The organism is Janthinobacterium sp. RA13 (assembly GCF_000745325.1).
In the GTDB taxonomy this organism is placed as follows: Bacteria; Pseudomonadota; Gammaproteobacteria; order Burkholderiales; family Burkholderiaceae_D; genus Janthinobacterium; species Janthinobacterium rivuli.
Map to the genome: position 1 here is coordinate 242,467 of NZ_JQNP01000001.1, position 18,111 is coordinate 260,577.

General features: G+C 63.6%; 19 protein-coding genes. 11 read left to right on the top strand and 8 right to left on the bottom strand.

Annotated features, from left to right (window positions below):
• Positions 1–57: 57 nt before the first annotated feature.
• The 4 genes from FG13_RS01050 to FG13_RS01065 all read left to right on the top strand — a co-directional run bounded on the left by FG13_RS01050 (position 58) and on the right by FG13_RS01065 (position 2,492).
• A complete protein-coding gene (locus FG13_RS01050) occupies positions 58–567 on the top strand; it encodes a MarR family transcriptional regulator (RefSeq protein WP_200880328.1) in 510 nt (169 codons plus the stop codon).
• Positions 564–1,310: a HEAT repeat domain-containing protein gene (locus tag FG13_RS01055; protein WP_035817611.1), complete on the top strand. Its 747-nt coding sequence runs from the start codon at positions 564–566 to the stop codon at positions 1,308–1,310. The genes FG13_RS01050 and FG13_RS01055 overlap by 4 nt, the downstream gene beginning before the upstream one ends.
• 24 nt (positions 1,311–1,334) lie before the next feature.
• Positions 1,335–1,700, top strand: a complete 366-nt coding sequence (locus FG13_RS01060) for a DUF6616 family protein (RefSeq protein WP_035817614.1) — start codon at positions 1,335–1,337, stop codon at positions 1,698–1,700.
• A 189-nt stretch (positions 1,701–1,889) separates the two neighbouring features.
• Positions 1,890–2,492 (top strand): DUF1287 domain-containing protein, encoded by a 603-nt coding sequence (locus FG13_RS01065; protein ID WP_035817617.1) that lies wholly within the window; start codon positions 1,890–1,892, stop codon positions 2,490–2,492.
• Here the strand turns inward: FG13_RS01065 and pdxR are convergent.
• The gene (pdxR, locus tag FG13_RS01070) at positions 2,449–3,933 is read right to left on the bottom strand and encodes a MocR-like pyridoxine biosynthesis transcription factor PdxR (protein WP_051958315.1); all 1,485 of its coding nucleotides are present in this window, start codon (positions 3,931–3,933) and stop codon (positions 2,449–2,451) included. The genes FG13_RS01065 and pdxR overlap by 44 nt on opposite strands.
• A gap of 105 nt (positions 3,934–4,038) precedes the next feature.
• On the opposite strand from pdxR, the gene FG13_RS01075 reads away from it, so the two are divergent.
• Both FG13_RS01075 and FG13_RS01080 read left to right on the top strand, forming a co-directional pair.
• Entirely contained in the window at positions 4,039–4,479 is a 441-nt protein-coding gene (locus FG13_RS01075; RefSeq protein WP_035817618.1) for a carboxymuconolactone decarboxylase family protein, read from the top strand.
• 80 nt (positions 4,480–4,559) lie between these two features.
• Positions 4,560–4,856 (top strand): hypothetical protein, encoded by a 297-nt coding sequence (locus tag FG13_RS01080; protein WP_051959531.1) that lies wholly within the window; start codon positions 4,560–4,562, stop codon positions 4,854–4,856.
• Between the two features lie 68 nt (positions 4,857–4,924).
• On the opposite strand, the gene FG13_RS01085 is transcribed toward FG13_RS01080, so the two are convergent.
• Positions 4,925–6,100 (bottom strand): multidrug effflux MFS transporter, encoded by a 1,176-nt coding sequence (locus FG13_RS01085; protein ID WP_035817620.1) that lies wholly within the window; start codon positions 6,098–6,100, stop codon positions 4,925–4,927.
• A 189-nt stretch (positions 6,101–6,289) separates the two neighbouring features.
• On the opposite strand from FG13_RS01085, the gene epsC reads away from it, so the two are divergent.
• Positions 6,290–7,228 carry a serine O-acetyltransferase EpsC gene (gene epsC, locus FG13_RS01090; protein WP_051958317.1) on the top strand — a complete coding sequence of 313 codons (939 nt, stop codon included), beginning with the start codon at positions 6,290–6,292 and terminating at the stop codon, positions 7,226–7,228.
• 82 nt (positions 7,229–7,310) lie between these two features.
• On the opposite strand, the gene FG13_RS28645 is transcribed toward epsC, so the two are convergent.
• From FG13_RS28645 to FG13_RS01120, 6 genes are all read right to left on the bottom strand, one after another.
• Positions 7,311–7,790: an META domain-containing protein gene (locus FG13_RS28645; protein ID WP_051958319.1), complete on the bottom strand. Its 480-nt coding sequence runs from the start codon at positions 7,788–7,790 to the stop codon at positions 7,311–7,313.
• 72 nt (positions 7,791–7,862) lie between these two features.
• Positions 7,863–8,762: a subclass B3 metallo-beta-lactamase gene (gene bla / locus FG13_RS01100; protein ID WP_035817623.1), complete on the bottom strand. Its 900-nt coding sequence runs from the start codon at positions 8,760–8,762 to the stop codon at positions 7,863–7,865.
• 189 nt (positions 8,763–8,951) lie between these two features.
• Entirely contained in the window at positions 8,952–10,316 is a 1,365-nt protein-coding gene (locus FG13_RS01105; RefSeq protein WP_035817625.1) for a hypothetical protein, read from the bottom strand.
• A 372-nt stretch (positions 10,317–10,688) separates the two neighbouring features.
• On the bottom strand, positions 10,689–12,080 hold the full coding sequence (locus FG13_RS01110; RefSeq protein ID WP_035817627.1) for an LLM class flavin-dependent oxidoreductase: 1,392 nt from the start codon (positions 12,078–12,080) through the stop codon (positions 10,689–10,691).
• A gap of 3 nt (positions 12,081–12,083) precedes the next feature.
• Positions 12,084–12,911, bottom strand: a complete 828-nt coding sequence (locus tag FG13_RS01115) for a MetQ/NlpA family ABC transporter substrate-binding protein (RefSeq protein ID WP_035817630.1) — start codon at positions 12,909–12,911, stop codon at positions 12,084–12,086.
• Between the two features lie 108 nt (positions 12,912–13,019).
• Positions 13,020–14,234, bottom strand: a complete 1,215-nt coding sequence (locus FG13_RS01120; protein ID WP_035817632.1) for an acyl-CoA dehydrogenase family protein — start codon at positions 14,232–14,234, stop codon at positions 13,020–13,022.
• Positions 14,235–14,488: 254 nt separating this feature from the next.
• Between FG13_RS01120 and ssuE the strand changes: the two genes are divergently transcribed.
• The 4 genes from ssuE to ssuC are packed head-to-tail and all read left to right on the top strand — an operon-like array spanning position 14,489 to position 18,099.
• Complete coding sequence (gene ssuE / locus FG13_RS01125; protein WP_035817634.1) at positions 14,489–15,109, top strand: NADPH-dependent FMN reductase; 621 nt, start codon at positions 14,489–14,491, stop codon at positions 15,107–15,109.
• Between the two features lie 24 nt (positions 15,110–15,133).
• Entirely contained in the window at positions 15,134–16,123 is a 990-nt protein-coding gene (locus FG13_RS01130; RefSeq protein ID WP_035817635.1) for a sulfonate ABC transporter substrate-binding protein, read from the top strand.
• Positions 16,124–16,145: 22 nt separating this feature from the next.
• Complete coding sequence (gene ssuD, locus FG13_RS01135) at positions 16,146–17,306, top strand: FMNH2-dependent alkanesulfonate monooxygenase (RefSeq protein WP_035817636.1); 1,161 nt, start codon at positions 16,146–16,148, stop codon at positions 17,304–17,306.
• Position 17,307: 1 nt separating this feature from the next.
• The gene (gene ssuC / locus FG13_RS01140) at positions 17,308–18,099 is read left to right on the top strand and encodes an aliphatic sulfonate ABC transporter permease SsuC (protein WP_035817638.1); all 792 of its coding nucleotides are present in this window, start codon (positions 17,308–17,310) and stop codon (positions 18,097–18,099) included.
• Positions 18,100–18,111 lie beyond the last annotated feature (12 nt).

Consider the following 18,111-nt stretch of genomic DNA (forward strand, 5'->3'; position numbering starts at 1 on the left):
CCATCGCGGTTTTCCATTTGACATTTTGTATGGCGCAATATTATATTGCGCCATATGATAAAACTCGAACAGAAATACACGGCCCTGCTCGGTGATGTGCAGCGCCGCGCCAGTGGTCTCGACATGACGCGCTCCATCACACAATTGCGCCTGTGCTTTGAAGTGCTGGGCCTGGCGTCCGCCATCGATGGCGATTGCGCCTCACGCCTGGGCCGGCATGGCTTGTCGGAAGGGAAATTTGTCTTGTTGTCCCTGCTGCGCGACGTGCCGGGCGGACTGTCGCCGCACGAACTGGCCGAACGGGCTGGCGTGACGCGCGGCACCATCACGGGCTTGCTCGACGGGCTTGAACGCGACGGTTTCCTGGCGCGCCATGCGGATCAGGTCGACCGGCGCAAGCTGCTGGTGCGCCTGAGTCCCAAGGGAGACATGGCCGCCGCGACCCTGGTCGATGAACACGCGCAATGGATCGCCAGCCTGTTTGCCGATTTCACGGCCGAGGAGATGCAGTTGTTGAGCGCGCTGCTGGAAAAAGCCTGGCGCAAGACGGATCGAGGTGCCGCATGAGCCGTGGCGTCGCCGACATCGCTCCCGCGCGCCTGGCCCTGCTGAACGGGGGCAGCGTGCCCAGCGCCACCCTGACGGAAGGGCTGGCCATCGATTTCGCCCAGCTGCTGGCCGCGGCCGTGCCCGCTGTCGGCGCCGCCCGCCTGGAGCAACTGCGCGCGCAGGCCGCAGCCGGCATCACCAGACGCATGGCGCTGGCGGCGCAATTGCTGCTCGAAGCCAACACCGACCTGGCGCTGCTGCAAGCGCACGCCTCCGACACGGTACGCGGCTGGGTCTGCTTTGCCATCGCCGCCCAGACTGGCTGGACCTTGCCGCAGCGGCTGGCCGCCATGCGGCCGCTGGCCGACGATGGCCACTTCGGCGTGCGCGAATGGGCCTGGCTGGCGCTGCGGCCCCATCTGGCGGCGCAGCTTGACGAGGCGATTGCCTTGCTGGCGCCGTGGACGGCGGACCCGTCGGAAAGAGTGCGCCGTTTCGCCTGCGAAGCGCTGCGCCCGCGCGGCGTCTGGTGCGCGCATATTGCCCGCTTAAAAGAGCAGCCGCAGCTGGCCTTGCCCATGCTGCAAGCCTTGCGCGCCGATCCAGCCGTCTATGTGCAGGATTCCGTGGCCAACTGGCTCAACGATGCGGCCAAGAGCCAGCCGGACTGGGTGCGCAGCCTGTGCGCGCAATGGCTGCTGGAAAGTGACAATGCCGCTACCCAGCGCATCTGCAAGCGTGCCCAGCGCTCGCTGGCCTGACGATTGATTACCCAAGGAGAAAGCATGCATTACCTGTTAGAACTGTATAGCCCGAAACCGGCCTGGCTGGCCCTCGACGGCGCCGCGCGCCAGGCGTATTTCGACACGGTGGGCGCCGGCATGGCGGCCTTGTCCGGCATGGGCGCCGAAGCGCTGGCCATGGGCGCCATCGATGGCGGCAAGCTGCATGCGGCTGCCCAGCAATTCTATGCCGTCTGGCGCTTCCCGGACGAGGCCGCACTGGACGCCTTGCTGGCCGGCATCGCCGCCACGGGTTGGCATGATTATTTCGACACCATCAATGCGGCTGGCCCGGCCGTGGATTTCCCCGCCCACCTGGCGCAGCTGGCCGCCGTAAGTAATCCTCAGGAAATTATTGTGAAATTATGACGAACAGAACCGGATGCTATGCAAGGCGCCCGCTGCGACGCAGTGCGAGCACTGCTAGCAGCGGGCAACGCCGCAGAGCGCCGGTTATGGAAGTCAGAAATCACAATAATTTATTGGGGGTTGCTTGGCGTACGGCGTTTTCCTTGCCACTGAGGTAAAGTTGGCATTTCCATCCGAACACTGACGTTGATGCCGACCAAACTGCTTTCCACCCTGATGCTTGCCCTGGCGCCCATGCTGGCGTCGGCAATCCCTGCCACCCCGCAAGCCCTCGTCGCCGCCGCCCGCAAGCAGGTGGGGGTGACCGTGCAGTACGACCCGCGCTACGAACGGCTCGCCTATCCGGGCGGCGACGTGCCGCTCGAGCGGGGCGTGTGCACGGATGTGGTCGTGCGCGCCTACCGCCAGCTGGGGCAGGATTTGCAGGTGCTGGTGCACGAAGACATGCGCAAGGCGTGGCAGGTGTACCAGCAGCAGGGGCGCTGGCAAATGAAGGGGCCGGACCGCAATATCGACCACCGCCGCGTGCCGAACCTGGGCACCTACTTTGCCCGCCATGGCACCAGCCTGCCGCCAAGCAAGGAAGCGAACGCTTACCGCGCGGGCGACATCGTCACCTGGCGCCTGCCGCGCAACCTCACGCACATCGGCATCGTCAGCGACAAGCAATCGTGGGGCGGCGTGCCGCTCATCATCCACAACATCGGCGAGGGCGCGCGCGAGGAAAATATTCTGTTCAGCTATCCGATCACGGGGCACTATCGTTGGCAACCCGGCTGGCAGCCACGTTGACGGGGAGCGGCGCTATTTCCTGCAGGATCACCAGCACGAGTGCCAGCGCCGTGTCGATATCGAGCTTGTCGATGGCGCCATAGCCGAGGAACAGGCCGGCATGGCGGGCGGTGCCGTGATAAAAGCCCGATAGCGCATACAGGCTGACGTCGGCCTGGCGTGCGCGGCGCAGCAATTCGGCGATATCGAGCGGCGCCTGCGCCAGAGCCGCCACGTGGAAGCCGGCGCTGGCCGGCACCAGGCGGAACCACGGCGCCAGCGGACCGTTGAACCAGTGCAGCAGCCGCTCGCGCCGCCCCGCATAAATATCGTGGCAGCGGCGTATGTGGCGCAGCAAATGGCCATCGCCGATGAACTTGGCCAGCGCATGCTGGCCCAGGCTGGCCGTATGGCAATCGCTCAGGTATTTCACCGTTTCCACGGCGGCCACGATGGCTTGCGGCAGCACCGCATAGCCGAGCCGCAATTCTGGCAGCATGATTTTCGAAAAACTGCCCACATGGGCGACGATGCCGTAGCGGTCCATGCTTTGCAGGGAATCCTCGGGCCGGCCTTCGTAGCGGAAGGCGCTGTCGTAATCGTCCTCGATGATGATGGCGCCCAGCTGATGCGCCCGCTCCAGCAAGGCATGGCGGCGCGCCATGCTCATCGGCATGCCCAGCGGAAATTGATGCGCGGGCGTGACATAGATCAGCCGCGTGCCGTCCGGGATTTGCCCGACGATGAGGCCATCCTCATCCACTTCGACGCCCACCACGCGGGCGCCCTGGCTGGCGAACACGGCGCGCGCCACCGGGTAGCCAGGTTCTTCCACGGCAACCGTGTCGCCCGCTTCCAGCAGGGTCAGCGCCAGCAGGTGCAAGGCTTGCTGCGCGCCGCTGGTGACGAGCACTTGTTCCTCGGTGCAATGGATGCCGCGGCTGAAGGCGGCATGGCCGGCAATCGCTGTGCGCAGGGCCGGCAAGCCGGCGACAGGGCCATAGCGGCCGCGCGCCTGGCCACCCTGGCGCAGCGCGTGCAGCATGCAGGCGCGCCATTCATCCTGCGGGAAGTGCGCGGGCGTGGCGCGCCCGCCGATGAAGGCGTAGCGAGCGGGCTCTTCCTGGCTGGCGCGGCGCAGGGGCGTGGGCGTCGCTTCCCAGCGGGCGATGCGCTGCGCGCTGGCCAGCGGCGTGCTGGCGTGGCGGCGCTGCGGCGAGGCGTGCGGCGTCTGCACGAAGCTGCCCACGCCCACTTTGCCGACCAGCAGCTTTTCATAGCCGAGCCTGTCATACACGTCGGATACCGTCTTGCGCGACAGGCCCAGCTGGCTGGCCAGCAGGCGCGATGGCGGCAATTGCTGGCCGTCCGTCAGCCGGCCCGAGCGGATGGCCTCGCTGAGCTGGCGGTACAGCTGGCCGCCCAGGTCGCGCGTGCCGTCGATCAGGATATGTAATTCCATGGTGTGTCTGCTGGTGGTCTGCCGGTTTTCGGGGGGATTGGCCTGCCGCGCTTACTGCTTGCGCTTTTACAATGATGCATCTCTACTTTATCAAGGAATGCCATCATGACACAGCAACGACTCGACTTCACACAAGCTTCGCCGGACGCCGTCAAGGCCATGTACGCGCTGGAAGCGGCGATCGCCAGGCTGGGCGTGGAACACTCGCTGCTCGAACTGATCCGCCTGCGCGCCTCGCAAATCAATGGCTGCGCCTTTTGCGTGGACATGCACACGAGCGACGCGCGCAAGGCCGGCGAAACGGAGCGCCGCCTGTATGCCGTCTCCGTCTGGCGCGAAACGCCGTTCTTCACGCCGCGCGAGCGGGCCGTGCTGGCCTGGACGGAAGCGCTGACCCTGCTGCCGCAAAGCCAGGCACCGGATGACGTGTATGCGGCGCTGGCGGAACAATTGACGCCGGCGGAAATGGTCAACGTCACCCTGGCCATCGGCTCCATCAACACCTGGAACCGCCTGGCCGTGGGCTTTCGCAAGATGCCTGAATAAGTCCTGTGTTCGTTCGCGAACAGACGTATGGTTTGCTGCTGCGTAGGCTGGCAGGACGATTGATCAGCCAGGGAGCAGCCATGCAAGTACCTACCGGGGAAGGCGCCGACAAGACGTTGGAGCAGCACGAAGAAGCGCGCCGCGAATTCATCGCCGAACTGTGGCGGCGCTTTGAAGCGTTGCAGGAATGGGCCGTCAGCCATTGGCCAGACCAGCAACACCCGCTCAGTTCCGCCGACTTCGTCGAATCGCGCAAGGAGATATTGAGCTTGCGTTCGCCGGCTGGGTCGTTGAACCAGCCAGCGCAGCAAAATGAAGCGGAACCGGAGCAGGGCGGGGCGCAGTACTTGGATGTGACGCCAGCGCCTTGGCCGTAACCTTGACCGTAATCCGACGTCACCCGCCAACAATGTTGTCGGATTACGCGCTTGCGCGCTAATCCGACCTACGCGTCGCTTTTACCCTGCGCAAACACCCAGCAAACCAAACTTACCAGCAGCCCCGCCATCACGCCATACGCCAGATTCAAAGCGCTGTCGAACAGCAGTGGCGCCACCAGGCCCGAGACGAGCGCGAACAGCAGCATCTGGATGAATGACTGCATCGACGACGCCAGGCCGCTGTTGTTGGGAAAGTGGTTCAGGGCCATCAAAGTCATCGGCGGCATGGCGATCGACAGGGCGAACGAATAGAAGAACAGCGGCAGCACGGCCCATGGCACTTCGGCGGCAAAGACATAGTTGTAGCCGATGTTGGCGGCGGCCGCCACCAGCATCAGGATGAAGCCGGCCCAGATCATCTGGCGCTGGCTGTAGCGGTGGGCGATTTTCGCCGACAGGGCCGAACCGAACACCATGCCGCTGATCAGGGGAATGAACAGCCAGGCAAATGCCGTTTCCGGCAGGTGCAGGATGTTGATGATGAAGTAGGCGGCCGAACCGATGTACAGGGCGAAGCCGCCAAAGGCGGCGCCGATGGCCGTCGACAGCAACAGGAACTGGCGGTGGCACAGCACTTTCCAGTAATTGACGGCGATGTCGCCCAGGTGGAAGGCGTGGCGCTGCTCCTTTGGCAAGCTCTCCGGCAGCGCGCGCCAGACGACGACGAACATCAGCACGCCGAAGGCCGACAGGAACCAGAATATCCAGCGCCAGCCCAGGCCCACCTGCAGCCAGCCGCCCAGCACGGGCGCGATGGCCGGCGCCAGCGCGAACACCATCATGATGTGCGAGAGGATTTTTTGCGCGGCGGCGCCCGAATAACGGTCTTGCACGATGGCGCGGCCGATCACGGAGCCGGCGCCCGCCGACAATCCCTGCAGCACGCGCCAGGCCAGCAGCCAGCCCAGCGACGGCGCCAGCGCGGCGCCCACGGAGGCGATCACATACAGCACCAGCGAGACGAGAATCACGGGACGGCGGCCGAACGAGTCGGACAGGGTGCCGTAAAACAGCATCATGAAGGCGAACGTGAACAGGAAAAAGCTCAGGGTCTGCTGCACCAGCAGGGGGCTGGCATTGAAATCTTGCACGATGGCGGGGAAAGACGGCAGATAGGTGTCAATTGCAAGCGGTCCGACCATCGCCAGGCCCGCCAAAATCCATGTTAATAATTTAGTCATGTTGAACAGTGTTTTTGTTAGCCCGTCATTTTACGCTAGTGGAAGCAATCGGGTTGCCGGCCACCTCTCTTAGCCAGGCATATACGTTTTTTGCATATGGATGCTTGGAATTCTTCGTTTGCTTTGTCATGTGCCGCCTTTAAGCTGGGGCGACCCGGCCTGTTTGCCGTTTTCTGGAAGTGATACGCCATGCACAGCATTTACCCCGCGGCGCCCGCCGACGACACGGCCCAGTGGAACCTGGGGCCCGTGATCCAGGCCTTGCGCAGCTCGCGCGAAGACAAGCACAAGATCCGCCATAACGGCAGGGTGCGTGAATTGCCGTCGCGCGAAGCGCTCACCACCATCGTCAACGGCTTGTCGGCGGCCCTGTTCCCCACGCATTACGGGCGGCCCAACCTGACGGACGAAAGCATCGATTATTTTGTCGGCGACACCCTCAACACCACCCTGAACCGCCTCAGCGAACAGGTGCGGCGCGGCCTGCTGTTCTCCGTGCCTGCCGGCGAGGAGCAGGATGGCGCCAGTGACGATGCGGCCTTGGCGCAGCAGGCGCGCGACATCACCCGTGCATTTGCCGCCAGCCTGCCCGACATCCGCGCCCTGCTGGTGTCGGACGTGCAGGCCGCGTATGCGGGCGACCCGGCCGCCACCTCGGTGGCCGAAATCATGCTGTGCTACCCGGGCACCATCGCCATCCTGTACCACCGCCTGGCACACCGCCTGCATGCGCTGGGTGCACCGTTCCTGGCGCGCCTGATCGCCGACATCGCGCATACTCTGACGGGCATCGACATCCATCCGGGTGCGCACATCGGCGCCTCCTTCTTCATCGACCACGGCACGGGCGTGGTGATCGGCGAGACGGCCATCATCGGCCAGCGGGTGCGCCTGTATCAGGCCGTGACATTGGGCGCGAAGCGCTTCCCGGCTGACGCAAGCGGTGCGCTGATCAAGGGCACGCCGCGCCACCCCATCGTCGAGGACGACGTGGTCATCTACGCAGGCGCAACCGTGCTGGGGCGCATCACCATCGGCGCGGGATCGACTATCGGGGGGAATGTGTGGCTGACGCAGAGCGTGCCGCCTGAGAGTAATGTATCCCAAGCGCAGATGCGCAACGACTGAGAAGAATGGAAGGGAAAACGAACCCCAGCGCAGAACCCGGGGTCGTACCCTGAGGGTACGACCCCGGTATTTGCGGTTGGGTTTACTTCACCGTCAGCACTTCATAGCGCGCCACGGGCACGCCATCCTTCAGCAGCAGCAATTCCTGGTCGGCGTAGCGGTAGCCATTGACTTCGCCCAGGGTGCTCAAGAGCAGGCGCTCGAGGTCCATGTCCTGCGGCTGGCACATCATCATGGTGCCGGCCATCTGTCCAAAGTTCAAGGTGCTGACGCCATCGCTGGTGTAGCCGCCCATCATCTGATTGCAGCCGCTGTTGCCGCTGGCGCGGCCTTCGGCCAGCTGCAGGGTCACTTCGCGCTGCTCGGGCGCCTTGCGCACCACTTGCTTGCCCTTCAATTCCTTCAGCTTCCACTGCGTGCCCGTCAGCTTCGGCGCCGGCTTGGCGGGCGAGGTGGCGCCTGGCGCGGCGGCGGCAGCGTCGCTGCGCACGGGCGTTTGCGCGCAGCCGGCGGTGATGGCGACGATGGCGGCGAGGGGAATCAGTCTGGCGAGTTTGAACATGGCAATCCTTCTTTAAATGAATGGCGCCAGCGTAGCAGATTGGCGCCACGCCAGCGTGCACGGTTGACAAGCCTACCGCTCCTGTTCCAGCCGGGACTCGAGCACGGTGCGCGCCGCCGCCACGTAGGCGCGGCAAGCTTGCGGGTCGATGAACGCCTCGCTGCCGGCCGTGGCGCTGGCCTCCAGACGCTCCCATAATTGCGACGCCTCCGGGTGAGCCGAGATCAGTACGTCGCACGGCAGTTTTTCCAGGGTCTCGAAGCTGTGGCGCAAGTCCGCCACCGCGTTCGGATACTCGCTGCTGGCGCTGAACTTGAAGCCGGGACGCGAGACGGCGTTGAGGCTGTCCGCGTAGACCATGTTCAGGCAGCGGGGGCCGTCGCACGATTGCCACGTCCAGCTCAGGCCTCCGGGCGTGTGGCCCGGCGTGGCATGCGCCGTCAGGTTGACGGGGCCGACGTTGAACTGGCCGCCGTCGCGCGCCAGGCGCATGTCCTTGACGGGCGGGTACTTGGGCAGCGCGTGGTATTGCGGGTCGTCCGGGCCCACTTCGCCCGACGCCAGATCCAGTGCGGCCGATGGGCTGGCCGCCACCAGCGCATTGCTGCGACGCTGCAGTTCGGCCAGGCCGCCCGCATGGTCGATATGGCCATGCGAATTGAGTATCAGCTTGACGTCCTCGATGCGAAAACCCAGGGTGGCGATATTGTCGACGATCTTGGGCGCCGATTCCGGCAAGCCACCGTCGATCAGCACGTGGCCCTGCGGCGACGTCACCAGCACGGAACTGAGGCCTTTCACGCCCACATAATAGGTATTGCCGACGATGCGGAACGGTGTCTGGTCCGCGTTCCAGGTGGCGCAGACGTCGCAGCCCGGCGTCGGCGCCGTGACTGGCGCCTGCGCCCATGCCAGGGAAGCATGGCCTGCCAGCAGCACCAGTGCCAGCGCGCGTGTAAGAGTGGGGGGCATTGCGTTCCTTATCCGTGTTGCCAAGGTGGCGTATGCTGACATGGAACGGGACTGGACGCAAATGGCGCCTGGTGTCAGATCGCGTGCGCGGCGTGCAGTTCGCCGAGGATGGTTTCTTTTAAATGGGCTTGCGCCGCCGGCGTGCGGCCACGTCGTAATGGGCGCGTGGCAGGCTGACATGGTCATAACTTAGTTCATTCTGATGTGATGACGACTAAATAATGCTTTGAAGAACTGTTCAACCATAATTGATGACTGAGGGGATTGTAGTTCAATCCCTCCAAATCGATAAACCTCATAACCTGCCAATTTGAGTTCCCGGTCTCCTGCCGCCAATCGAGCATACCTGCGCGTGTCAGCTCGGCAGTTATCATCGGCGTAGTGTTGAACCCCGTCAACTTCAATTACGACCCTAGCACCGCCAGGTAGTAGAAGAAGGAAGTCCATACGATGGTTGAGTAGTGCGTGCACACCACGCTGTGCCACAGTCTTAGGATCCCAGTGCAACCAGACCTCTGGTAATAGCGCTGGCAAATCCGGAATCTCCTTCCCGAATGCGCTGTAGAACGATGTGAACAGCAAGCGCTGGGGTGGTGAAGATTTCGGCAAGCAAGACAATAGCCTTTGGTACAACGTCTTTTTCGCAGCTTGCGGGTCCTTTTCCATCGATGTATCCGCCCACCATTGCTGCAAGTCTTTCCAGCGCAGGCCTTCCACACCTATTGGTCTGTCATAGAAGAGGCAGTCGTTTGCATTTGATGCAATTTCAATGTCGTTGTTTACCGCGTCTCGGAAACGAATGTCTGGTTTGATGGAGGATGCGAAGATAAGATTTTTCGGTCGGGCGTGTGCTGTATGCAGGGCTACTAGGCTGTAGACCGGGTAGCCTTCGTGCTCGTCTATGTGACGCATCTCTACACCACATGCCTTAAGAGGTACATTCATCGCCGCTACGATGGACATCTGGTGCTCAATGTCTATCTGGACGTCTGCCGAGGTGAGACCTTTGAGAAAGACACTAAATCGATTGTCAGAAAGATCAAACACCGTCAGGTAGTCGAATAGCCATTCGACGTTGGCGTCTTCTTCATTGCGGACAAAATGTCGAAAAATTTCTCCAAGTACTCCAGTGGGCTCGCCAGTTAAAGATGCCCAGCTTACTGCCTCGTAGATGACAAACACATCTTTGAGTAGTTGAGCAAAGCTTTCCCAATGGTGAAAGAGCACAAGTGACTGCAGTGCGCGCGCGACGTCGCGACGGTGCCGTTTCGGTATAACAACAACTGGTGTATCGTCCCAAAGGATGTCTTGGACGTCATTACGCACTTGAGGACTCAAGTGCCGCCGGTCGACCAATCCTTGCGCGAAGCGGGGGACATCTATATCTTCCAAAGCATCGAAAGCGGCGTGCCAGCGGTCTCGCTTACTACCCACGTCGTCCGGAACTGGCAGCCCTAACTCAATGCAGCGCTCCGGTATAAACGTATTTGTACAGAGATCTTTGAAATCGCCGACTGTAGGACGAAGTATGTCGCGTAGAGCAGGAATATCCATTTGGTCGTATTGGTCAGAGGACGAACCAATTCTACTCTACGACGGATAACTGTAGGCGAGTTGCCTGGCTACCCGGGCAGAAGTAATTCTCCAGCGTATTCGTGTAGTGATCGTGTGCGACCCGGCCAGCGACAGGAGACCCGTGTCGGAGCTAACTGCCGGTCATCTCATCAAGTGTCCGGATTTGGCAAGCCATATGGCGAGCTTGATCTTTATCTATTCCGCGGCGCCCCCAAACGCTAGCTGCGGGGATTTCACTTCAGCGTTAGCATGTACTCGGCCAGGGTGGGTATGACGTTGATGGCGCCGCTGGCGGCCAGTTGCAAGATGGTTCTGCGTTTCATGGTGTCCTTGAATGGGGAATTGGATGCGTCAGGCTGCTGCCAGGGCGGTGTCGGCGGGTGCGATGCTGACCTGGCGGCCTGCATGGCTGGCGGGCAGGCGCGGGCCCTGGCCGAAGACCTTGTGGCGCAAGCTGCCTTCTTCGTAATGGGTGCGGTAGCGGCCGCGCCGCTGCAGTTCCGGCACGATGTGGGTCACCACGTCGGCCATGCTGTCGTGCGCCACGGCGAAGGCGAGGTTGAAACCGTCGATGCCCGTTTCATCGAGCCAGCTTTCCAGCTGGTCGGCCACCTGGCGCGCATCGCCCACCAGTACCGGGCCGCGCCCGCCCAGGCCGATGTATTCGGCCGCTTCGCGTACCGTCCACGTGCGGTCCGGGTCGGCCTGGCTGAACGAGGCCAGCGCCGAGCGGCCGGCCGGGGAATCGATGTAGTCGATGGTGGCGTCGAGCGGGTAGCGGCTGAAATCGACGCCCGTCCAGCCGGACAGCAGCACGAGGGCCGCCTCGATATTCACATGGCGCAGGTAGTCGGCATGCTTGGCGCGCGCTTCCGCTTCCGTGGCGCCCGTGATGACCAGCGCCTGCGCGTAGATCAGCAGCGCGTCGCCATCGCGCCCGCTTTGCCGCACGGCGGCGCGCAAGTCGTCCGCATAGCGTTTCACCACCGTCTTGCTGGGGCCGCTGACAAAGGTGGCTTCCGCGTGGCGCGCCGCGAAGCGCGTGCCGCGCGGCGAGGTGCCCGCCTGGTACAGCAGGGGCGTGCGCTGGGGCGACGGCTCGCACAAATGGATGCCGGGCACCTGGTAGTGGCGCCCAGCATGGTTGATCGGATGGACTCTGGCCGGATCGGCATAGATGCCGCGCGCCTTGTCATTGACGACGGCGTCGTCGTCCCAGCTTTTTTCCCACAGTTTGTAGACGACGTCGAGGTATTCGTCGGCCAGGTCGTAGCGCTCGTCGTGGCCCAGCTGCTGGCTCAAGCCCAGGTTGCGCGCCGCGCTATCGAGATAGCCGGTGACGATATTCCAGCCGATGCGCCCACCCGTCAGGTGGTCGAGCGTGGAGATGCGCCGCGCGAACGTGTACGGATGTTCGTAGGTGAGGGCGCAGGTGACGCCGAAACCCAGGTGCGTGGTCGCTTGCGCCATGATGGGCACGAGGGCCAGCGGGTCGTTCAGCGGCACTTGCACGCCGTGTTCCAGGGCCGCGTCGAGACTGTCCCGGTACACGTCGTACACGCCCAGCACGTCGGCCAGGAACACCGCGTCGAACAGGCCCGCTTCCAGCAGCTGCGCCAGTTCCGTCCAGTGCGCGGGATCCGTGTAGCGGTGGCTGCGGTCGCGCGCATGCGTCCACAGTCCCGGCGACTGGTGGCCCACAGTGTTCATCTGGAAGGCGTTGAAGCGTATCGTCTTTGCCATGGCTTATTTTGCCGCCGTCTGCAAGGCTTGCTGGTAGTCGGGTTTCGAATAGCCGGCAAAGTGTTTATTCGTGATGTCGAGGAATTCGCGCGAACGGTAGGCGGCCGCCAGATCCTTGGCGAACTGCTTGTCCTTGTCCGCCGTGCGGATGGCCACCAGATTGATGTAGTTGGGCGAGATTTTCTCGGCCACCAGCGCCTCCGTCAGCTTCAGCCCCGACGCCAGCGCGTAATTGCCGTTGATGAAGGAGTAATCGGTGTCGCCCAGCGAACGTGGCAGCTGCGCCGCTTCCAGCGGCAGCAGCTTGATTTTCTTCGTATTGACGGCGATATCCTTTTCCGACGCGCGCACGGGGTCGAAGCTGGCGCGCAGCTTGATCCATCCCAGCTGGTCGAGCAGCACCAGCGCGCGCGCCTGGTTGGTCGGATCGTTCGGCAAGCCCACCGTCGTGCCTTCCTTCACGTCGTCCAGCGTCTTGTGCTTCTTGCTGTAAATGGCAATCGGCGCCGTGGGTATCGTGATCAGGTCCGTCAGGGCCAGCTTGTGCTCCAGCGCGAATTTCTTCAGGTAGACGATGTGCTGGAAGACGTTGGCGTCCAGCGAACCCTCGGCCAGCGCGAAGTTCGGCTGGATGTAGTCATTGAATTCCACCAGCCTGACCTTGTAGCCCTGCTTTTCCAGGATAGGCTTGATGCCCAGCTTGATCTGGTCCGCGTACGGCCCCGCGCTGGTGCCGATGGTGATGTCTTTCGGGTCCTTGGCGTGGACGAAGCTGCTCGCCAGGGCGAGGGTCAGGGCGGTGAGAAGGATGCTGCGGCGGGCGATGGTCATGTTAACTCCTGCTTAGTGAAGAACTGGGGTCAGACCCGCCGGGTCTGACCCCGGAAGTCCGCTAAATAGCCTGCGGCGTGAATGTATCGATTCGCCCAGGCCGTGGTTTTACGAGTACGCCGTCGGCTCGGGCACCGTGCCGGTCAAGGCAAAGCGTCCCAGGTCGCGCAGCTTGTAGTCGATGGGGTCGTGCAGGGTATGCACGCGCACGTTGCGCCAGTAGCGGTCGTATCCATACTGGGCCGAGGTGGAACGGGCGCCCGTCAGTTCGAACATCTGGCTGCTGATCTCGAGTCCTGCCTTGTGCGCCAGGCACTTGGCTTCGGCCACGGACACGGCCAGCAAGCCCCGTTCGCGCGCCGTCACCAGCGCCCCCTTGCGGAACACCTTTTCCAGTTCCTGCGCTGCAGAGTCGGCCAGCACTTGCGCGGGGCGCAGCAAGAGCCACAGCTGGCCGTAGCGGTGCTGCACCAATGGGTCGTCCGTTGCCTTGTCCACGCCCGAGGCAAACCAGGCTTTTGCCTGTTCGTCCGTGTACTGGCGCGCCGCCTCGAACGCGCCTTCGGCGATGCCCAGATAGAGGTTGCTCATGATCAGTTGCGCGATCTGCGAGCGCACGGTCGCTTGCGGCGTGGCCGCTTGCGCGGGCGCCTGCAGCACCAGCTCCCGCGGCAGGGCCACGGCCTGGAAATGCACATTGCCGCTGTCCGTCTGGCGCTGGCCGAAGGCGTCCCAGTCCGCCTGCACGGTGATGCCATCCTGGCGCGTGGGCAGGGCTGCGATCAGCGCCGTTTGCGTGGGCGCGTGCCAGGCGGAGACGGTCAGCCAGTCCGATCCCACGGAACCGGAAGAAAAGCTCTTGATGCCGTCGAGGATATAGCCGTCGTCGCTGTCGGTGGCCGTGACCCGTTTGTCGAGCGGGTTCAAGGCATTGCCCCAGAACAGGCGCTCGTCAACGGTCAGGGTGAGCAGGCGGCGCTGCTGCTGGGCGCTGCCATACAGCTGCAAGCCGGCCAGTTGCAAATGGTGGAAGCCGAAGACATGCGCCAGCGCGCTGTCGGCCCGCGCCAGGATGCGGATCACCTGGTACACGAGGGGCCACGACGCGCCCTGGCCGCCGAATTCCACGGGGATCGACAGGGTCAGCAAGCCCGATTCGCGCAGCCATTCGCGTTCCTGCGCCGCATGGCCGCCGGCCTGGTCGCGGGCATTGGCCGTTTCGGCCAGGCGCGCGGCCAGCTTTGTTGCGATGCGGATGGCGTCCTGCAGGGGTTCCGGCACAGGCGGCTGGGGACGGGCGGCATGGAGAAAAACGCTAGACATGAGGGACATTCCAGAAAGACGATGACGCCGATATTGCACCGCCAGGCACGCGCCGTACACGAAGAAAACCGCGCATGGATATGCGAAAAAAGCCAGGCGCGAACCGGCGCCTTCGCTTGCGGGGCGTCAGGCGCGGATAGTCAAAAAACGCATATCGAAGCGCGAAAGCATTCGTTTTGCCGGGCGGCTGATGGCGATAGGCTGCAAGCATTCGAGCAACGCCACTTTCGATCACCTACAGGGACGGGCATCACATGAGCATCTTGTTATTGGGCGGTAGCCCGCAACTCCCATCGAGTTCCAGCCGCCTGCTGCTGCATATCGGCGAACAACTGGCGCTGCAGGGCCACAGCTACGCCAAGCTGCATGTGCGCGACCTGCCGGCGCGCGCCTTGCTGCTCGCCGACTACGACGACGCGGCGATTGCCCGCGCCGTGCGCGCCGTGGCCGATGCCGACGCCATCGTGATCGCCACACCCATCTACAAGGCGTCGTATACAGGGCTGCTGAAAGCCTTCCTCGACTTGCTGCCGCAAGATGGCCTGGCCGGCAAGCTGGTGCTGCCGCTGGCCACGGGCGGCGGTCATGCCCACACCCTGGCGCTCGACTATGCGTTGCGTCCCGTGCTGCATGCGCTGGGCGCCAAGCAAGTGTTCACCAGCATCTATGCGAATGCGCAGCAGCTGGCGTGGCACGAGGAGCGGGGCCTGAGCCTGGATGCGCCGATTGCCGACCGCGTGCAGGCCGGTATCGAGGAACTCTCCACCGGCCTGTTCGTGCTGCACGGACAGCGCCCGCCCGCGCCGGCTGATATTTCGCTCCCCGTGCGTTCGCTGCAAGACCAGCCTTACGCATCCCACTATCAAGCCGCCTGATTATTCACCGACCAAGGACCTGCCATGACACACCGCCACGCACAACGACTCTCGCGCCGTACCACTCTGGGCTTGCTGTTTGCCGCCGCCGGCGTGATGGCGGCCGGCATGCCGGTGGCGGCGCAGGCGCAAGCCAAGGCAGAGGTGCGTATCGGCTATCAAAAATACGGCACCCTGACCTTGTTGAAGGGGCGCGGCACGCTGGAAAAACGCCTGGCCGAACAGGGCGTGGGCGTGAAATGGACGGAGTTCCCGGCCGGCCCCGTGCTGCTGGAAGGCTTGAACGTGGGCAGCATCGATTTCGGCACCGTGGGCGAGGCGCCGCCGATCTTCGCCCAGGCGGCCGGCGCCAATCTGGTGTATGTCGGCAATGAGCCGGCGTCACCGGCCAGCGAAGCCATCGTCGTGCCCAAGGGTTCTGGCCTGCGCACCCTGGCCGACTTGAAGGGCAAGAAAATCGCGCTAAACAAAGGCTCGAACGTGCATTACCTGTTATTGAAAGCGCTGGAAAAGGCCGGCGTCGCGTACGCCGACATCCAGCCCGTGTTCCTGCCGCCGGCCGATGCGCGCGCCGCATTCGAGCGGGGCAGCGTGGATGCGTGGGCCATCTGGGACCCGTTCCTGGCGGCCGCCGAAAAGCAGCTGGGTGCCCGCGTGCTGGCCGATGGCAAGGGCCTGGTGGCGAACTACCAGTTTTACCTGGCCTCGCGCACGTATGCGGAAAAAAATCCCGAGATCCTGCGCATCGTGCTCGATGAAGTGGCCAAGGTCGACGACTGGGGCCGCAACAACCCGGAGGAAGTGGCGACGATCCTGTCGGCACAGACGGGGCTGGGCAAGGATGTCGTGGCGCTGGCCGCCTCGCGCTATGCGTATGGCGTGAAACCCGTGTCGGTCGACGTCATCGCGTCGCAGCAAAGGGTGGCCGATGCGTTTTCCAGCCTGAAGCTGATTCCGAAACCGATCGTTGTCAAGGATGCGCTGCTGCCCGTCAAGCAAGTCGCCACCAAATAAACAAAGAGAGATAGAGAACATCATGTCATTGAATATATTCTGGTTCATCCCTACCCACGGCGACAGCCGCTATCTGGGCACGTCGCAAGGCGCGCGTCCCGTCGATGCCGATTACCTGCGCCAGGTGGCCGTGGCGGCCGACACGCTCGGCTACGACGGCGTGCTGCTGCCGACGGGCCGCTCCTGCGAAGACGCGTGGGTGGTGGCCTCGTCGCTGATCAGCGTGACGCAAAAGCTCAAGTTCCTTGTCGCCATCCGCCCCGGCCTGTCCACGCCGGGCCTGGCCGTGCGCATGGCGTCCACGTTCGACCGCCTGTCGAACGGGCGCCTCTTGATCAACGTCGTCACGGGCGGCGACCAGGGAGAATTGGAAGCGGATGGCCTGTTTGCCGACCACGCCAAGCGCTATGAAATCTCCGATGAATTCATCAAGGTGTGGCGCGCCACCTTGGCGGGCGAGGGCGGCGCGGCCGGCTACGATTTCGAGGGCAAGCATATCCAGGTAAAGGGCGCGAAAACCCTGTATCCGCCCGTGCAGAAGCCGTATCCACCGCTGTATTTCGGCGGCTCGTCGGAGCCCGCGCATGAACTGGCGGCCGAACAGATGGACGTGTACCTGACGTGGGGCGAGCCGCCTGCCGCCGTCGCCGAGAAAATCGCCGACATCCGCGCGCGCGCGGCAAAAAAAGGCCGCACAGTGCGGTTTGGCATCCGATTGCACGTGATCGTGCGCGAAACGAACGAGGCGGCCTGGCGCGCGGCCGATGAACTGATCAGCCATCTGGACGACGACATCATCGCCAAGGCACAGGCGGCCTTCGGCAAGATGGATTCCGTGGGCCAGCAGCGCATGGCGGCCCTGCATGGCGGACGGCGCGACAAGCTCGAAGTGTCGCCGAATCTGTGGGCCGGCGTGGGCCTGGTGCGTGGCGGCGCGGGCACGGCCCTCGTCGGCGACGGCCCGACCGTCGTGGCGCGCATGCAGGAGTATGCGGACCTGGGTATCGACACCTTCATTTTCTCGGGCTACCCGCATCTGGAAGAATCGTACCGCTTTGCCGAACTGGTGTTCCCGCTGCTGGGCAAGGGCAAGGCCGTGGGTGAGCAGTCCTTGAGCGGCCCCTTCGGCGAAGTCATGGCCAGCAATATCGTGCCTGCCGCGCCACAGAAAAAGGCGGCCTGAGATGGCGGCCGGCTCGATTCAACGGGCAGGCGCCGCGCCGTGGCGTGATTCCCTGGCGCCGTGGGCCTTGCCCGTGGCGCTGCTGCTGGCATGGCAGCTGGCGGCGCAGTGGGGCTGGCTGTCGAGCCGTATCCTGCCCGAGCCGTGGGCCGTGGCGAAAGCCTTCTGGCACCTGGCCGTGTCGGGCGAACTGTGGCTGCACCTGAAAACAAGCTTGTGGCGCGCGACGGTCGGTTTCGCCATCGGCGCGGGACTGGGCTTGCTGCTTGGCTTATTGACGGGCAGCTTCCGCCACGCGGAAACCCTGCTCGACACGACCCTGCAAATGGTGCGCAACATCCCGGCCCTGGCTTTGATTCCGCTGGTGATCCTGTGGTTCGGCATCGATGAAACGGCCAAGCTGTTCCTGCTGGCCGTCGGCGTCTTCTTTCCCGTCTACCTGAACACCTTCCACGGCATCCGTTCGGCCGACCAGGGCTTGATCGAAATGGCGAAAAGCTATGGCTTGTCCGGCTGGCCCTTGTACCGCGACGTGATCCTGCCGGCCGCCATGCCCTCGATTCTGGTCGGCGTGCGCTTTTCGCTGGGCCTCGTGTGGGTGCTGCTGATCGTCGCAGAAACCATCTCGGCGCAGGCCGGCATCGGCTACATGACCATGAATGCCCGCGAATTCCTGCAAACGGACGTGGTGCTGGTGGGGATTTTGCTGTACGCCTTGCTGGGCAAACTGGCCGATCTGTTCTCGCGCCGGCTGGAGCGCCACTGCCTGCGCTGGAATCCCGCTTACCGATAGTGACGAAATGAG

Excerpts from the sequence above, each read along its gene's own strand:
- ssuC (WP_035817638.1), top strand. The coding sequence starts at position 17,308 with ATGGCGGCCGGCTCGATTCAACGGGCAGGCGCCGCGCCGTGGCGTGAT.
- FG13_RS01110 (WP_035817627.1), bottom strand. The coding sequence starts at position 12,080 with ATGGCAAAGACGATACGCTTCAACGCCTTCCAGATGAACACTGTGGGC.
- FG13_RS01080 (WP_051959531.1), top strand. The coding sequence starts at position 4,560 with ATGCAAGTACCTACCGGGGAAGGCGCCGACAAGACGTTGGAGCAGCAC.
- FG13_RS01130 (WP_035817635.1), top strand. The coding sequence starts at position 15,134 with ATGACACACCGCCACGCACAACGACTCTCGCGCCGTACCACTCTGGGC.
- FG13_RS01065 (WP_035817617.1), top strand. The coding sequence starts at position 1,890 with ATGCCGACCAAACTGCTTTCCACCCTGATGCTTGCCCTGGCGCCCATG.
- FG13_RS01115 (WP_035817630.1), bottom strand. The coding sequence starts at position 12,911 with ATGACCATCGCCCGCCGCAGCATCCTTCTCACCGCCCTGACCCTCGCC.
- FG13_RS01055 (WP_035817611.1), top strand. The coding sequence starts at position 564 with ATGAGCCGTGGCGTCGCCGACATCGCTCCCGCGCGCCTGGCCCTGCTG.
- FG13_RS01120 (WP_035817632.1), bottom strand. The coding sequence starts at position 14,234 with ATGTCTAGCGTTTTTCTCCATGCCGCCCGTCCCCAGCCGCCTGTGCCG.
- ssuE (WP_035817634.1), top strand. The coding sequence starts at position 14,489 with ATGAGCATCTTGTTATTGGGCGGTAGCCCGCAACTCCCATCGAGTTCC.
- pdxR (WP_051958315.1), bottom strand. The coding sequence starts at position 3,933 with ATGGAATTACATATCCTGATCGACGGCACGCGCGACCTGGGCGGCCAG.
- FG13_RS01105 (WP_035817625.1), bottom strand. The coding sequence starts at position 10,316 with ATGGATATTCCTGCTCTACGCGACATACTTCGTCCTACAGTCGGCGAT.
- bla (WP_035817623.1), bottom strand. The coding sequence starts at position 8,762 with ATGCCCCCCACTCTTACACGCGCGCTGGCACTGGTGCTGCTGGCAGGC.
- FG13_RS01075 (WP_035817618.1), top strand. The coding sequence starts at position 4,039 with ATGACACAGCAACGACTCGACTTCACACAAGCTTCGCCGGACGCCGTC.
- FG13_RS01085 (WP_035817620.1), bottom strand. The coding sequence starts at position 6,100 with ATGACTAAATTATTAACATGGATTTTGGCGGGCCTGGCGATGGTCGGA.
- FG13_RS28645 (WP_051958319.1), bottom strand. The coding sequence starts at position 7,790 with ATGTTCAAACTCGCCAGACTGATTCCCCTCGCCGCCATCGTCGCCATC.
- epsC (WP_051958317.1), top strand. The coding sequence starts at position 6,290 with ATGCACAGCATTTACCCCGCGGCGCCCGCCGACGACACGGCCCAGTGG.
- FG13_RS01060 (WP_035817614.1), top strand. The coding sequence starts at position 1,335 with ATGCATTACCTGTTAGAACTGTATAGCCCGAAACCGGCCTGGCTGGCC.
- ssuD (WP_035817636.1), top strand. The coding sequence starts at position 16,146 with ATGTCATTGAATATATTCTGGTTCATCCCTACCCACGGCGACAGCCGC.